The 13,436-nt window shown below is 72.4% G+C and carries 14 protein-coding genes and 1 pseudogene; 5 read left to right on the forward strand and 10 right to left on the reverse strand.

The features are described from left to right. Positions 1–56 precede the first annotated feature (56 nt). Both HYE82_RS25765 and HYE82_RS25770 read left to right on the forward strand, forming a co-directional pair. Positions 57–806 carry an urease accessory protein UreD gene (locus HYE82_RS25765; RefSeq protein ID WP_179176556.1) on the forward strand — a complete coding sequence of 250 codons (750 nt, stop codon included), beginning with the start codon at positions 57–59 and terminating at the stop codon, positions 804–806. Between the two features lie 205 nt (positions 807–1,011). Beyond that, the gene (locus HYE82_RS25770) at positions 1,012–2,673 is read left to right on the forward strand and encodes an alpha/beta hydrolase (RefSeq protein ID WP_179176543.1); all 1,662 of its coding nucleotides are present in this window, start codon (positions 1,012–1,014) and stop codon (positions 2,671–2,673) included. Between the two features lie 77 nt (positions 2,674–2,750). On the opposite strand, the gene HYE82_RS25775 is transcribed toward HYE82_RS25770, so the two are convergent. The 6 genes from HYE82_RS25775 to HYE82_RS25800 all read right to left on the reverse strand — a co-directional run bounded on the left by HYE82_RS25775 (position 2,751) and on the right by HYE82_RS25800 (position 8,130). Next, positions 2,751–3,461, reverse strand: a complete 711-nt coding sequence (locus tag HYE82_RS25775) for a 1-acyl-sn-glycerol-3-phosphate acyltransferase (RefSeq protein WP_179176544.1) — start codon at positions 3,459–3,461, stop codon at positions 2,751–2,753. A gap of 190 nt (positions 3,462–3,651) precedes the next feature. Beyond that, entirely contained in the window at positions 3,652–3,810 is a 159-nt protein-coding gene (locus HYE82_RS25780; protein ID WP_179176545.1) for a hypothetical protein, read from the reverse strand. 32 nt (positions 3,811–3,842) lie between these two features. Next, entirely contained in the window at positions 3,843–4,802 is a 960-nt protein-coding gene (locus HYE82_RS25785) for a cytochrome c oxidase assembly protein (protein ID WP_179176546.1), read from the reverse strand. A gap of 94 nt (positions 4,803–4,896) precedes the next feature. Continuing rightward, entirely contained in the window at positions 4,897–5,922 is a 1,026-nt protein-coding gene (locus HYE82_RS25790; protein WP_179176547.1) for a 6-phosphofructokinase, read from the reverse strand. A 209-nt stretch (positions 5,923–6,131) separates the two neighbouring features. Then, positions 6,132–6,860, reverse strand: a complete 729-nt coding sequence (locus tag HYE82_RS25795) for a type 1 glutamine amidotransferase (protein ID WP_179176548.1) — start codon at positions 6,858–6,860, stop codon at positions 6,132–6,134. A 31-nt stretch (positions 6,861–6,891) separates the two neighbouring features. Continuing rightward, positions 6,892–8,130: a MurT ligase domain-containing protein gene (locus HYE82_RS25800; RefSeq protein ID WP_179176549.1), complete on the reverse strand. Its 1,239-nt coding sequence runs from the start codon at positions 8,128–8,130 to the stop codon at positions 6,892–6,894. A gap of 122 nt (positions 8,131–8,252) precedes the next feature. Here HYE82_RS25800 and def point away from each other — a divergent pair, with 122 nt between their 5' ends. After that, a complete protein-coding gene (gene def / locus HYE82_RS25805) occupies positions 8,253–8,816 on the forward strand; it encodes a peptide deformylase (RefSeq protein ID WP_179176550.1) in 564 nt (187 codons plus the stop codon). A 95-nt stretch (positions 8,817–8,911) separates the two neighbouring features. Here the strand turns inward: def and HYE82_RS25810 are convergent, their stop codons facing one another. After that, a complete protein-coding gene (locus tag HYE82_RS25810; RefSeq protein WP_179176551.1) occupies positions 8,912–9,556 on the reverse strand; it encodes a TetR family transcriptional regulator in 645 nt (214 codons plus the stop codon). A gap of 191 nt (positions 9,557–9,747) precedes the next feature. Between HYE82_RS25810 and HYE82_RS25815 the strand changes: the two genes are divergently transcribed. Next, positions 9,748–10,974: an acyl-CoA dehydrogenase family protein gene (locus HYE82_RS25815; RefSeq protein WP_179176552.1), complete on the forward strand. Its 1,227-nt coding sequence runs from the start codon at positions 9,748–9,750 to the stop codon at positions 10,972–10,974. Between the two features lie 150 nt (positions 10,975–11,124). On the opposite strand, the gene HYE82_RS25820 is transcribed toward HYE82_RS25815, so the two are convergent. Together HYE82_RS25820 and HYE82_RS25825 are read right to left on the reverse strand one after the other, a co-directional pair. Next, positions 11,125–11,925, reverse strand: a complete 801-nt coding sequence (locus tag HYE82_RS25820) for a hypothetical protein (protein ID WP_179176553.1) — start codon at positions 11,923–11,925, stop codon at positions 11,125–11,127. A 62-nt stretch (positions 11,926–11,987) separates the two neighbouring features. Next, positions 11,988–12,425, reverse strand: coding sequence for an SRPBCC family protein (locus HYE82_RS25825; protein WP_179176554.1), 438 nt, complete (start codon positions 12,423–12,425; stop codon positions 11,988–11,990). Between the two features lie 155 nt (positions 12,426–12,580). Between HYE82_RS25825 and HYE82_RS25830 the strand changes: the two genes are divergently transcribed. After that, positions 12,581–12,766 carry a DUF5999 family protein gene (locus HYE82_RS25830; RefSeq protein ID WP_179176555.1) on the forward strand — a complete coding sequence of 62 codons (186 nt, stop codon included), beginning with the start codon at positions 12,581–12,583 and terminating at the stop codon, positions 12,764–12,766. A gap of 159 nt (positions 12,767–12,925) precedes the next feature. Here HYE82_RS25830 and HYE82_RS25835 read toward each other — a convergent pair. Beyond that, a pseudogene (locus tag HYE82_RS25835) lies at positions 12,926–13,436 on the reverse strand (regulator); the annotation flags it as partial.

The following is a 13,436-nucleotide window of genomic DNA, read 5'->3' on the forward strand; positions in this document are numbered from 1 at the left end:
GCAGGGACTGGAAGGTGACGGGCAGTCCGCCGCGCTGCTCGGCGGCGTCGCGGGCCATCCTGCGGGCCACCGCGCGGATCCGTGCCGCCGCCGACGGCCGCGGCGGCACCGCCCTGCCCGTGCTCACCGGAGAGGGGCCGCTCGCGCTGCGCCGCACCCGGGGCACCGGAGCCGAGGCCGGCGTCATGCTGGTCGGCGCCATGAGCGCCCCGCTGGGCGGTGACCACCTCACGGTGGAGGCCGACGTCGGCCCCTGGGCGCGGCTCGCCCTGGCCTCGGCCGCCGCCACCCTGGCGCTGCCCGGCCGCGGTGGCGAGCCCGCCCGGTACGACGTACGCATCACCGCGGCCGAGGACGCGGCGGTGCGCTGGCTGCCGGAGCCGCTCGTCTCGGTGCGCGGCAGTGACCTGCGGGTGCGGACCCGGGCCGAACTCGCCCCCGGCGCCCGGCTGCTGCTGCGGGAGGAGCAGGTGCTGGGCCGTACGGGGGAGGAGCCGGGCCTGCTGCGCAGCCGGCTCACGGTGGTCCTGGACGGCCGTCCGCTGCTGGACCAGGAGCTCGCCTGCGGCCCGGGCGCGCCCGGCGGCTGGGACGGCCCGGCGGGGCTCGCGGGGCACCGGGCGGTCGGTCAGCTCCTGGTCGTGGAGCCGCGGTTCGCCCGGGAGGCACCGACCGCCGCGGTGCTGGGGGAGTTCGCCGCGGTCACCCCGTTGGCCGGACCCGCCGTGCTGGTCACGGCGCTTGCGCCGGACGCGCTGCGGCTGCGGGGCCTCCTCGACACGGCGTGTCGCACGTACGGCTGGTGACCGCGGGGCGAAGCTGGGACGAACCAGACACCGCTGAGCGGTACATGCCGTGCCGGTTATCGGGTTGGCAAAGAACATGACCTTGACCTGTTGTCAGGTGTAGGTCAGGCGAAAAGATCCCCTGTACATGCGCACGACCTACGCACGACCAACCCGACGTGACCCGGCCGCTTCCGGCCGGACCTGATCCAGGGGGAACGACCACGTGATACGCAAAGCAGCGCTGGGGAGCGCTGCCACTCTGATCACCGGAGCACTCGCCGGCGGCCTGCTGCTGGCCCCGCCGGCCGCCGCGGCGACCACGGGCAACAGCTCGCTCCCGGAGGCGCTCGGCGTCCAGATCGCCGCCGCGCGGGCCGCCCGTGCCGGCATCGAGTGGAAGGACTGTCCTGCCGACTGGGGCCTCGCCGCCCCCATCCAGTGCGGCTGGGTCAAGGTTCCGCTCGACTACGCGAAGCCGTTCGGCAAGACCATCGACATCGCGGTGGACCGTGCCGTCAGCACCGGCACCAAGGAGGAGCGCCAGGGCGCGCTCATCTACAACCCCGGCGGCCCCGGCGGTTCCGGCATGCGCTTCCCGCGCCGGTCCACCACGGGCTCCGCGCTGTGGGTGAACACCGCCAAGGCGTACGACTTCGTGGGCTTCGACCCCCGCGGTGTGGGCCACTCGACGCCCATCTCGTGCGTCGACCCGCAGGAGTTCGTCAAGGTTCCGAAGGCCGACCCGGTCCCGGACACCGAGGCCGACAAGACCGCCCAGCGCAAGCTCGCCGCGGAGTACGCGGACGGCTGCAAGGAGCGCAGCGGCGAGATGCTGCCGCACATGACCACGCCGAACACCGCGCGCGACCTGGACGTCATCCGCGCCGCGCTCGGCGAGAAGAAGCTGAACTACCTCGGCGTGTCGTACGGCACGTACCTCGGCGGGGTCTACGCGACCCTGTTCCCGACCCACGTGCGCCGCATGATCGTCGACAGCGTCGTCGACCCGTCGACGGACAACATCTGGTACGAGGCCAACCTCGGCCAGGACGTCGCCTTCCAGATGCGCTGGAACGACTGGCAGGAGTGGGTCGCCAAGAACGACGCGAGCTTCCACCTCGGCGACACCCCCGCCAAGGTCGAGGCGAAGTGGCAGCAGCTGCGCGCCCAGGCCAAGGCCAAGCCGCTCGGCGGCGTCGCCGGCCCGGCCGAGCTGATCGGTTTCTTCCAGAGCGCCCCGTACTACGACTCCTCGTGGGTCCCGGTCGCGCAGGCCTTCAGTGCCTGGGCCGCCGGTGACGAGAAGCCGCTGATCGAGGCCGTCACCCCGGACCTGACCGACACCGCCGGCAACGCCGCCTCGGAGAACGGCAACGCGGTGTACACCGCGGTCGAGTGCGCCGATGCCAAGTGGCCGACCAGCTGGTCGAAGTGGAACCGGGACAACACGGAGCTGCACAAGAAGTACCCGTTCCTGACCTGGTCGAACGCGTGGATGAACCTGCCCTGCGCTACCTGGAAGTCCAAGCAGCACACCCCGATCGAGGTCGGTGCCAAGCGCGGTCTGCCGCCGGTGCTGATCGTCCAGGCCGAGCGTGACGCCGCCACCCCGTACAAGGGCGGTGTCGAGCTGCACCGCCGGCTCGCCGGCTCGCGCCTGATCACCGAGAAGGCCGCCGGCTCGCACGGTGTCACCAGCCTGGTGAACCCCTGCATCAACACGCGGGTGGACGCCTACCTGCTGCAGGGCAAGGTCGACGCCAAGGACGTCGTGTGCGATCCGCACGCCGCCCCGGTCGCGCCGGCCCCGGCCGCCGCGAAGTCGCACGCGGTGGCCCCGGCGTCGGACTTCCCGGCGCGCGAGGAGCTGCCGGCCGTCCGCTGACCCCGGCGGACGGCACTGCGGCCCGCGGCGGCGGTGCCCCGCCGCCGCGGGGTGCAACAGGTGTGACGGGAGAAGGCTCAGCGCGTTCTGCGCCGGGCCTTCTTCCGTGCTTCCTCCTCCTCGGCCTTGACCTCGGCGGCGTACCGGTCGACGTACTCCTGGCCGGACAGGTCGAGGATGGCGTACATGATCTCGTCGGTGACCGCCCGCAGCACCGCCCGCTCGCCCTCCAACCCGGCGTACCGCGAGAAGTCCATGGGCCGGCCGAAGCGGATGGTGACCCGGCGGATCTTCGGGATCTTCTTCCCCGGCGGCTGGATCTCGAAGGTGCCGAGCATCGCGCACGGGACGACCGGCACCCCGGCGCCCAGCGCCATCGCCGCCACCCCCACCTTGCCCTTGTACAGCCGCCCGTCGTGCGAGCGGGTGCCCTCCGGGTAGATGCCGAGCAGTTCGCCCCGGGCCAGCACGCCCAGCCCCTCGCGGAGCGCGGCCCGCCCGGCGTCCCGGCCCGACCGGTCCACCGGGATCTGCCCGGCGCTGCGGAAGAAGAACGCGGTCAGCCGGCCCTTCAGCCCCGGCCCGGTGAAGTACTCCGCCTTGGCGAGGAAGGTGATCCGCCGCTTCAGGATCGCGGGCATCAGGAAGTGGTCGGAGAAGGAGAGGTGGTTGCCGGCGACGATCGCGGCCCCCTCGGCCGGGACGTTCTCCAGCCCCTCGATCCGCGGCCGGAACAGCAGCCGCAGCAGCGGGCCGAGGAACACGTACTTGAGCAAGTGGTAGAACACCAGGCCGCTCCCGTCGCTGTCCCGTTGTCACCGCCATCGTACGGACAGCAGCCGCCGGACCGGAGGGGCCGCGCGCGGGTGCGGATGCCGCGCGGACCGCGTCGCGCGGCGTCCGGTGAGGCCGGGCCCGTCGGCCGGGCCCGGCCGACGGGCCCGGGAGCTCAGACCGGGCGGGCGGCGCCGCGGCCGGTCAGTTGTTGCCGGAGGCGGCCATTGCGGCGGTGAGGACGGCCAGCACCAGCCAGCCGAACCACAGCCAGCCATTGCTGCCGAGCGCCACGGAGTACGTCGCGACGGCCACCAGGGCGGCGAAGGTCATCACGGCCATCGCCTTGACGGAACCGGTCATGCCCCATGGTGGCCCCGAAAGCGGGTCGGGCGCTACTGGCCACGCGCGCGCAGCGAGGCGAGATAGGCGTTGTACGCCTCCAGCTCCCGGTCGCCGTCGCGCTCCGCCGCACGGTCGGCGCGCTTCGCCGCCCGCTGCTCGGAGTGGTACCACTGGTACATCAGGGCGATCAGCACCAGCACCGAGGGGATCTCGCTGAAGGCCCACGCGATGCCGCCGCCCCACTGCTGGTCGAGCAGCGGGTCGATGCCCAGGGAGGCCGGCGGGTTCCGGTACGTCCCGATCAACGGCTCGCTCGCCATCATGAGCGCGATGCCGAAGAAGGCGTGGAAGGGCATGCCGGCGAAGAGCTCCAGCATCCGCATCACGTAGCCGGGGCGGTGCGGGCCCGGGTCGACGCCCATGATCGGCCAGAAGAAGACCAGGCCGACGGCCAGGAAGTGCACCATCATCCCGATGTGCCCGGGCTTGGTCTCCATCAGGAAGTCGAACAGCGGGGTGAAGTACAGGGCGTAGAGGCTGGCGATGAACATGGGGATGGTGAACGCCGGGTGGGTGATGATCCGCATGTAGCGGCTGTGGAGCAGCATCAGCAGCAGCTCGCGGGGCCCCTTGCGGCCGCGCCCGGCCGGCGGCAGCGCGCGCAGGGCGAGCGTCACCGGTGCGCCGAGCAGCAGCAGGATGGGGGAGAGCATGCTGATCACCATGTGCTGGACCATGTGCACGCTGAACATGACCATGCCGTAGTCGTTCAGCTTGGTGCACATCACCAGGGCCACGCTCAGCACACCGGCGGTGAAGGCCACGGTCCGGCCCACCGGCCATGCGTCCCCGCGCTTCCGCAGCCGCACCACGCCCCACAGGTACAGGCCGAGGCCCACCAGCGAGCCGATCAGGAAGAACGCGTCGAAGGAGAACTCCAGGCCGCGCCCGAGGGTGAACGGCGGCAGGTCCATGTCGTGCATGTCCATGCCGTGACCGCTGTGATCCATCTGTCCACTCCTCTTGACCTGTGGTGCCCCACCACAGTAGTGCCGCCCCCGGACGCGCCTGCGTCCGGGGGCGGTTCCACAAGAGGGGAAAAGGTCACAGAACGGTCTGCGCCTCGTCGTACCGCTGCGCCGGCACGGTCTTGAGGGTGGACGTGGCCTCGGCGAGGGGCACCATCACGATGTCGGTGCCGCGCAGCGCGGTCAGCATCCCGAACTCGCCGCGGTGTGCCGCCTCCACCGCGTGCCAGCCGAAGCGGGTGGCGAGGACCCGGTCGTACGCGGTCGGGGTGCCGCCGCGCTGGACGTGGCCCAGGATGACCGGGCGGGCTTCCTTGCCCAGGCGCCGCTCCAGCTCGACGGCGAGCAGGTTGCCGATGCCGGCGAAGCGCTCGTGGCCGTACTGGTCGGTGCCGCCCTCGGTGAACTCCATGCTGCCGGGGCGCGGCTTGGCGCCCTCGGCGACCACGACGATCGCGAAGCGCTTGCCCGCGGAGAACCGCTCGCCGACGATCCGCGTCAGCTCCTCGATGTCGAAGGGGCGCTCCGGCACGACGATGGCGTGGGCGCCGGCGGCCATGCCCGAGTGCAGGGCGATCCAGCCGGTGTGGCGGCCCATGACCTCCACGACCATCACGCGCTGGTGGGACTCGGCGGTGGTCTTCAGCCGGTCCAGGGCCTCGGTGGCGACGCCGACGGCCGTGTCGAAGCCGAAGGTGACGTCGGTCGAGGCGATGTCGTTGTCGATGGTCTTCGGGACGCCGACGATCGGCAGCCCGGCCTGCGACAGCAGGTTCGCGGCCTTCAGGGTGCCTTCGCCGCCGATCGGGATGATCGCGTCGAGGCCGAGGTCGGCCACGTGGCCGCGGGCCCGCTCCACGCCGTCCCGCAGGTGGGCGGGCTGGACGCGGGAGGAGCCGAGGACGGTGCCACCACGGGCCAGGATGCCCGCGACCGAGTCGAGGTCGAGCTTGCGGTAGTCGCCCTCCAGCAGGCCCTTCCAGCCGTCGTGGAAGCCGATCACCTCGTCGTCGTGGTCGACGACGGCGCGGTGGACGACGGAACGGATGACGGCATTGAGGCCGGGGCAGTCGCCGCCGGAGGTGAGCACGCCGATGCGCATGGCAAGGAACCTTTGCAACGTGGGCCGACGACCGGACCACGTCGTCCGGTTGGAACTACCCGTCACCCTACTAGCGGATCGGCACCCCGCTGAACCATCCTCCACATGCTGGTCATGATCGTCGTACGAACGCACCTCGGCCCGGACCCCCCAAGGGGAATCCGGGCCGAACGCAGGCCCCCGCGCGGTCGCGCGGGCCGCGGAGGGGGCTATGCGGGCTGCGTGGCCGCCGCGATGCGCTCCGCGCGGAGCGCGTCGTACCACCGGTCGTCGATGGGCGGCAGCGCGTTGACGTCGAGGGCCAGCTTCAGCAGCAGGTCCGCGATCAGCGGGTTGCGGGCCATGACGGGGCCGTGCATGTACGTGCCGAACACCGTGTCGTTGTACGCGCCCTCGGTGCCGTCGCCGGTGCCGTTCCCGCGGCCCAGCCGGGTGCGGGCGAACGGCTTGGCCGACGGGCCGAGGTGGGTGACGCCCTGGTGGTTCTCGAAGCCGGTCAGCTGCGGCAGGCCGAGCTGCGGGTCGATGTCGGCGAGCACGTCGCCGACGCACCGCTCGCCCTCGCCGCGGACGGTGACGACGTCCAGCAGGCCGAGGCCCTGCTGGCGCTCGCCCATGTCGTTGACGAACTCGTTGCCCAGGATCTGGTACCCGGCGCAGACGGAGAAGACGATCGCCCCGTTCGAGACGGCCCGCTCCAGACCGCCGTCGCGCACCAGGCGCTCCGCGGCCAGGCGCTGCGGGCGGTCCTCACCGCCGCCGATCAGGTAGATGTCGCCGGACGTCGGGATGGGCTGGTCGCTGCGCACGTCCACGCGCTGCACGTCCAGGCCGCGCTGGCGCGCCCGGCGCTCCACGACGAGAACGTTGCCCTGGTCTCCGTACGTGCTGAGCAGGTCGGGGTAGACCCACACCAGACGCAGGCTGTTGTCGCTCATGCTCATGTCCTCTGCGGTTCCGATCCCGTTGCTAGTTGCCGACCCGACGGCGGACGTCCTGGAAGGCGGTGTAGTTGGCGATCAGCTCGATCTGCCCGGGCGGCGCCAGCTGCACGGCCTCGTCGAGGGTGTCGCAGACCCGGAAGTCCAGGCCCGCGACCTCCAGCCGGACCGCCAGGTCCAGCCTGCGGTCGCCGATCACGAAGATCGGGTGGCCGGCGAGGCGCGGGTAGTCCACGTCCCACAGCCAGGAGGTGTCGGTGCCGTCGGCGCCGCGCGCGTTCACCGACAGGATCACCGGTGCCGGGGGCTGGTCGATCAGCGAAAACGTTTCGAGCCAGCCCGCCGGGTTCTTCGCGAGCAGCAGCCGCAGCTCGCGGCCCTGGAAGGTGACCACGTCGTAGCGCCCGGCGACGGCCTGCACCTGGTACATCCGCTCCAGCGCGACCTGCGGCGGCACGCCGAAGACGGCGGCCACGGCGGCCGAGGTGGCCGCGTTCGCCTTGTTGGCGCGGCCCGGCAGCTGGAGGTGGATCGGCCAGGCCGAGCCGTGCGGGTCCAGCACGTGGTCGCCGGAGAGCACCCAGGTCGGGGTGGGGCGGCGGAAGCCGCACTCGCCGCAGAACCAGTCGTCGCCGGGGCGCTGCATCACACCGCCGCAGGAGGGGCACGACCAGGCGTCGTCCTTCCACTCCTGGCCGGCGGCGACCCAGACCACGTTCTGCGAGGACGAGGCCGCCCACACGATCAGCGGGTCGTCGCAGTTCGCGACGATGACCGCCTTGGAGCCGGTGAGGCCCTCGCGCCACTTCTCCGCGAGCATGCGGGTCTCGGCGGCGCGGTCCAGCTGGTCGCGGGAGAGGTTCAGCAGGGCGATCACCTTGGGGGTGACGTCCCGGGCCACTCCGGCCAGGTACTTCTCGTCGACCTCGATGACGCCGTACTTGGCGTCCGAGCCGCCCGCGAGGGCGGAGGTGATGCCCGCCGGCATGTTCGCGCCGAGGGCGTTGGAGACCACCGGGCCGCTGGCCCGCAGGGCCTCGGCGATCAGACGGGTCGTCGTGGTCTTGCCGTTGGTGGCGGAGACGAGGACGACGTCGAGATGCTGCGCGAGCGCTCCGAGGAGATCGGGGTCGAGTTTGAGTGCGACCTTGCCGCCGATCACCGATCCGCTTCCGCGTCCCGCGGCCCGCGACACCGCCGCTGCGGCCCTGCCTGCCGTCACGGCCAGTTTGGCCCGCGGCGAAAGCGGCTCTGTGTTGCCTGCCATCGTCCCTTGTCCTCCTTGCGTCGACCGGCCCCAGCCTATCCAGTGCCGGACGGGGCCCTGACCGCGGCGCCCCAGGTCGCCGCGGATCTCCTCATATCTTCGCCCGTCGTACCCTTACCGCCATGCGACAGCGCGTCATCCCCGGGACCACCGGCACCGTCCGCACCATGAGCCTCCTGGGCGAGCCGGTGCTCCATGCGGCCTGCGCGGAGGTCACCGAGTTCGGCCCGGCCCTCGACCGGCTGATCGAGGACATGTTCGCCACGATGTACGCGGCCCAGGGCGTCGGCCTCGCCGCGAACCAGGTCGGGGTCGGGCAACGGGTCTTCGTCTACGACTGCCCCGACGACGAGGACGTCCGGCACGTCGGCCACATCGTCAACCCCCGCCTCGTGGAGGCCGACGGGGACGAGTTCCTCGGTCCCGAGGGCTGCCTGTCGCTGCCCGGCCTGGAGGCGGGCACGGCCCGGTTCGACCGCGCCGTCGTCGAGGGCGTCACCTCGGACGGCGCGCCGGTGCGGATCACCGGAACCGGGTTCTTCGCCCGCTGCCTCCAGCACGAGTGCGACCACCTCGACGGCACGGTCTACGCGGAGCGGGTCACCGGGCTGCGGGCCCGGCGGCTGCGCCGCGCGATCCGCAGGACGCCGTGGGGTGCGCGGGGCGCGCACGCCCTGGACGCCTGACCCGCTCCGTCCTGCTCCGGTCCGTCCCAGGTCGGCCGACGGTCGGCCGACCGACCGTCGGCCGGTCGGCCGCGGCGGCCAGAGTGCTGGAAGCGCTAGAAGCCGGGCCCGTCGGCCCGGTCGCCCGCCGTGGCCAGCCGGCCCCACAGCAGGTCGGTCAGGCCGGACACCAACTCGGCGCGGCCGCAGGGGCGTTCGCCGAGCCACCAGTCCCCGGCCGCGTGCATCATGCCGACGATCCCGTGCCCCCAGATGCGGGCCAGCCGCTCCCCGTCGGGCCCGAGGTCCACGCGCTCGCTGATCACCTCGGCCAGCTCCTCGCCGAGCCGCCGCAGCAGCGGAGCCGAGTGTTGGCCGACCTCGAAGCCGTGCTCGGCGCTGTGCGAGTCCTCGGTGGGGTGCATCAGGAACCGGTAGACCTGCGGCCGGGCCTCGATGGCCGCGAGGTAGGTGTCGAGGGTGGACTCGACCCGGCGCCGGCGCTCCGCGGGTGCGTCGAGCGCGGCCCGCAGCGAGTCGAGCAGGCCGTCCGTGTGCCGGACGGCAAGGGCCTGGTAGAGCCCGGCCTTGTCGCCGAAGTGCCGGTAGAGGATCGGCTTGGTGATGCCGGCCTCCGCCGCGATGGCATTCATGGATGCCTTGGGACCGTCCCTGAGGACGACCCGGTCGGCCGCTTCGAGCAGCTCCCGCCGGCGGCGCTCGGCCGTTCCCGGTTCGCCGGCCTGCTGCGTGGTCTCCATGACGTGTTCTCTCCCCGCCCTTGCGATGGTGCGTGACGCCCACGCAACGTAACACCCCGCGCACCTCGGCCACCGAATCGGCCGCGCCGCGGGCCACCTCGCTTGACAGTCGCTACTCGCCGGTAACAGACTGTCGCCACCGTTGAGGTTACCGCCAGTAACGCACTGGTGGGTGCACAGTTGGAGGGGACATGGCGGAGTTCACGATGGAGCTCAACGACGACCAGAAGCAGGTCCGGGACTGGATCCACGGCTTCGCCGCCGACGTCATCCGGCCCGCGGCCGCGGAGTGGGACGAGCGCGAGGAGACCCCGTGGCCCGTCATCCAGGAGGCCGCCAAGGTCGGCATCTACTCCCTCGACTTCTACGCCCAGCAGTTCTTCGACCCGACCGGCCTCGGCGTCCCCATGGCGATGGAGGAGCTGTTCTGGGGCGACGCGGGAATCGCCCTGTCGATCGTCGGCACCGGCCTCGCCGCCATCGGCGTCCTCGCCAACGGCACCGAGGAGCAGATCGGCACCTGGATCCCCCAGATGTACGGCACCCCGGACGACGTGAAGGTCGCCGCCTTCTGCTCCTCCGAGCCGGACGCCGGCTCCGACGTCGGCGCGATGCGCACCCGGGCCGTCTACGACCAGGCCACGGACGAGTGGGTCCTGCGCGGCACCAAGACCTGGGCGACCAACGGCGGCATCGCGAACGTCCACATCGTCGTCGCCGTCGTCGACCCGGAGCTCGGCTCCAAGGGCCACGCCTCCTTCATCGTCCCGCCGAACACCCCCGGCCTCTCCCAGGGCCAGAAGTTCAAGAAGCACGGCATCCGCGCCTCGCACACCGCCGAGGTGGTGCTGGAGGACGTACGGATCCCCGGATCCTGCCTGCTCGGCGGCAAGGAGAAGCTGGACGAGCGCCTCGCCCGGGCCCGCGAGAAGGCGCAGGCGGGCGGCGACCGGGTGAAGAACGCGGCCATGGCCACCTTCGAGGCCTCCCGACCGGCGGTCGGCGCGATGGCGGTGGGCACGGCCCGCGCCGCCTACGAGGTGGCCCTCGACTACGCACGGACCCGGACCCAGTTCGGCCGCCCGATCATCGACAACCAGGGCGTGGCCTTCCAACTCGCCGACATGCGCACGCAGATCGACGCGGCCCGGCTGCTGGTGTGGCGGGCCTCCTGGATGGCCGTCGCGGGCAAGCCGTTCACCTCGGCCGAGGGCTCGATGTCGAAGCTGTTCGCGAGCGAGGTGGCCAAGAAGGTCACGGCGCAGGCCGTCCAGATCCTCGGCGGCAACGGCTTCACCCGCGAGTACCCGGTGGAGCGCATGCACCGCGACGCGGCGATCTACACGATCTTCGAAGGGACGAGCGAGATCCAGCGGCTGGTGATCGCCCGCACCCTCTCCGGCATGCCGATCCGCTAGCGCTCCGCCGGAAGTCCGGTCCTGGAACCGCGGGCCGTGGAGGCTGGTCGTGCGGTACCGCACCGGACTTCGACACCGGCCGCCGACACACTGCGCTCGGCGGCCGGCCGCCGATCAGCCGACTGTCACCAGCGTCATGGCCGAGTGCATCTAGCGCAGCGGCGTCAGGCAGTGCAGCTTGGTGCCGTCCGCGCTGTACTCCGGCATGGCGAGGAAGTCCCGCGGGCCGCACCAGTCCTGGTCCGTGGGCTGCTTGCTGACGCGGTACTGGGCGTTGGGCGAGCCGCAGTCCGTCACCAGCAGCTTCTGCTTGCTCAGGTCGCCCCCTTCGTTGCGGACACAGCTGCCGACGATCAGCGGCGCCGGCTTGTCGTCCCCCTCCCCGGCCAGGATGCCGAGCAGCACCAGGGTCGGGAACGCGAAGGAGATCAGCACGGCCGCGGCGATCAGGAGCAGCGCCGGCGGCCGCCGCCACAGCGGCCGGCCCGGGTCGAGCGGGCGCAGGATGGCCCCCGCCGGGGGAGCCAGGCGGTAGTAGGCCGCCCGCGGGCCGAGGTTCATCAGCAGCGTCACAGGGGTGATGAACAGCGACAGCGGCCCCCACCAGCCCTGCCACAGGGTGTCCGACTGCATCCGCCGGTAGGTGGCGAGCCCGCAGTCGCGGCACAGCGGACCCTCCGTCCGCAGGAACCGCATCAGGACGACCATCCCCTGGTGCCCGCGGACCGTGCCCGGGGCGGCGGGCACCGACCCGCAGATCCGGCAGTCGTGGACCACGGGCTGCCCGTGGTGCGGGCCGTACGGGCCCGGCCGCGCAACCGCGTACGGGCCCGGCTGCTGCGGCACCGCGTACGGTCCGCCGGCGGGACCGGGCGGGCCGAAGGGGGAGCCCTGCTGCGGGCCGTACGGGGGGTACGGGCCTGCGCCGTGCTGCGGGGGCGGAGTGGCCACGGGGTTCTCCTCGGACTGGCGGCGACACGATGTCGGTGATCACGGAACCCTAGCCGGGAACGTCAGGTGCGCAGCAGGCGCGCCACCACCCGCGCGAACAGCAGCCGGGCCGCCGCCGCGACCAGCGGGTCGAACGCCCGGCCCAGCCCCCGCACCCGCAGTTCCTCCCGCCAGCGGACCTCCGTACCGCCCGAGGTCAGCGGGCGCACCTCGATCTCCGCCCAGCCCAGGACCCTGCGCCCGTGTTTGACCAGCCGGGCCCGTCCCGCGGCCTTGCCGGCCGGGGGCTGCCAGACCACGACCTCCATGGGGTCGTCGAATGTGATCCCGCCCACTCCCGTCCGGGCCGTGAAGCGCGTTCCGACGTGCGTGGGCGGCGCCGTTTGCATGATCGTCCGAGTGAGCGGGACCTGTGCGCCGTGCCGTTCCCAGTCCGTCAGCCGCCGCCAGGCCTCAGGGGCCGGCAAACACGTACGGTGAATGATCCGGATACCGGGCATGAGCGCATGGTAGCCGGGCATACACACCCTGAACCGGACCGCCGATATGGGTTCCGTCCGGGGGTGGCGATCAGTAATACTCACGGCCACCGTGGATCGCGGAATCGACCGGGTGACCACCGGCCCTCCCGCACCACACAGCGAGGAGGTGCGCCATGTGCTCCCACCAGCCCCCCTGCCCGTCCGCCGACAGTCCGGACCACAACGCCGCCCGCATTGTGGCCTCCCATCCCGAACAGGGCTGGAGCCTGCTCTGCAACGGCCTGGTGATCTTCGACGATACCGGCGAACTGCTCCCCGACGGCCGCGTGGTGGAACCCCGCCGCCCGGCCCTGGTCTGAGCGAGGAGGCCGCATGCGCCAACAGCTGATCCGCAAGCCCGTCCCCAAGCCCGCACCCCGAGACCTGGACCTGCGCACACCGTCGGGCAGAACCCTCCCGTACTGACGGGAGCCCACGACAGCAGGAGCACGGGACGTCCGCGGCCCGCCGGCTGCCGGTCAGCCGGTGGGAGCCGCCGCGCCACCCCGGAAGGCGCTCTCGAAGGCCGCATCGCCGATCGCCGCGCGGGCCTGCCGCTCGCCCAGCTCCCGCACGGCCGTGAGCGAGGGTGAGCCCATCTGGGGCCGCCCCACCGTGCGCCACCAGGCGTGGCCCGTGCCCAGCAGCCGGGCCGCCAGCTCCCCGTCGCCCAGCGCCGCGACCGCCGCCGCGAGCAGGTCCAGGCCGAGCGCGATCCCGATGCGGTCGCCGAGCAGCCGCTTCCCCGACAGCATGGCCCGTACGTGCCGGGACGCCTCCTCGTGGTGGCCCAGCCCGAGCGCCGCGACGGCCAGCACGTAGTCCGCGTACGCACGCAGCCACCGCTCGTCGAGGTCCGCGCACGCCTCGCGCAGCCCCCGGGCCTCCTCGGCCGCCTCCTCGTACCGCTGCAGGTCGCACAGGGCGTAGCAGGACACGAGCCGGCACATCAGCAGGCCGGGGCTGTCCTCCCGCCCCCCGATCCGGGCC

Source organism: Streptomyces sp. BR123, assembly GCF_013401435.1.
Taxonomy (GTDB): Bacteria; Actinomycetota; Actinomycetes; order Streptomycetales; family Streptomycetaceae; genus Streptomyces.

What these genes read in the sequence shown, in the direction of transcription:
- HYE82_RS25790 (WP_179176547.1), bottom strand. Translation starts at nt 5,922, where the DNA reads ATGCGCATCGGCGTGCTCACCTCCGGCGGCGACTGCCCCGGCCTCAAT.
- HYE82_RS25830 (WP_179176555.1), top strand. Translation starts at nt 12,581, where the DNA reads ATGTGCTCCCACCAGCCCCCCTGCCCGTCCGCCGACAGTCCGGACCAC.
- HYE82_RS25785 (WP_179176546.1), bottom strand. Translation starts at nt 4,802, where the DNA reads ATGGATCACAGCGGTCACGGCATGGACATGCACGACATGGACCTGCCG.
- def (WP_179176550.1), top strand. Translation starts at nt 8,253, where the DNA reads ATGCGACAGCGCGTCATCCCCGGGACCACCGGCACCGTCCGCACCATG.
- HYE82_RS25815 (WP_179176552.1), top strand. Translation starts at nt 9,748, where the DNA reads ATGGCGGAGTTCACGATGGAGCTCAACGACGACCAGAAGCAGGTCCGG.
- HYE82_RS25780 (WP_179176545.1), bottom strand. Translation starts at nt 3,810, where the DNA reads ATGACCGGTTCCGTCAAGGCGATGGCCGTGATGACCTTCGCCGCCCTG.
- HYE82_RS25825 (WP_179176554.1), bottom strand. Translation starts at nt 12,425, where the DNA reads ATGCCCGGTATCCGGATCATTCACCGTACGTGTTTGCCGGCCCCTGAG.
- HYE82_RS25810 (WP_179176551.1), bottom strand. Translation starts at nt 9,556, where the DNA reads ATGGAGACCACGCAGCAGGCCGGCGAACCGGGAACGGCCGAGCGCCGC.
- HYE82_RS25800 (WP_179176549.1), bottom strand. Translation starts at nt 8,130, where the DNA reads ATGGCAGGCAACACAGAGCCGCTTTCGCCGCGGGCCAAACTGGCCGTG.
- HYE82_RS25795 (WP_179176548.1), bottom strand. Translation starts at nt 6,860, where the DNA reads ATGAGCGACAACAGCCTGCGTCTGGTGTGGGTCTACCCCGACCTGCTC.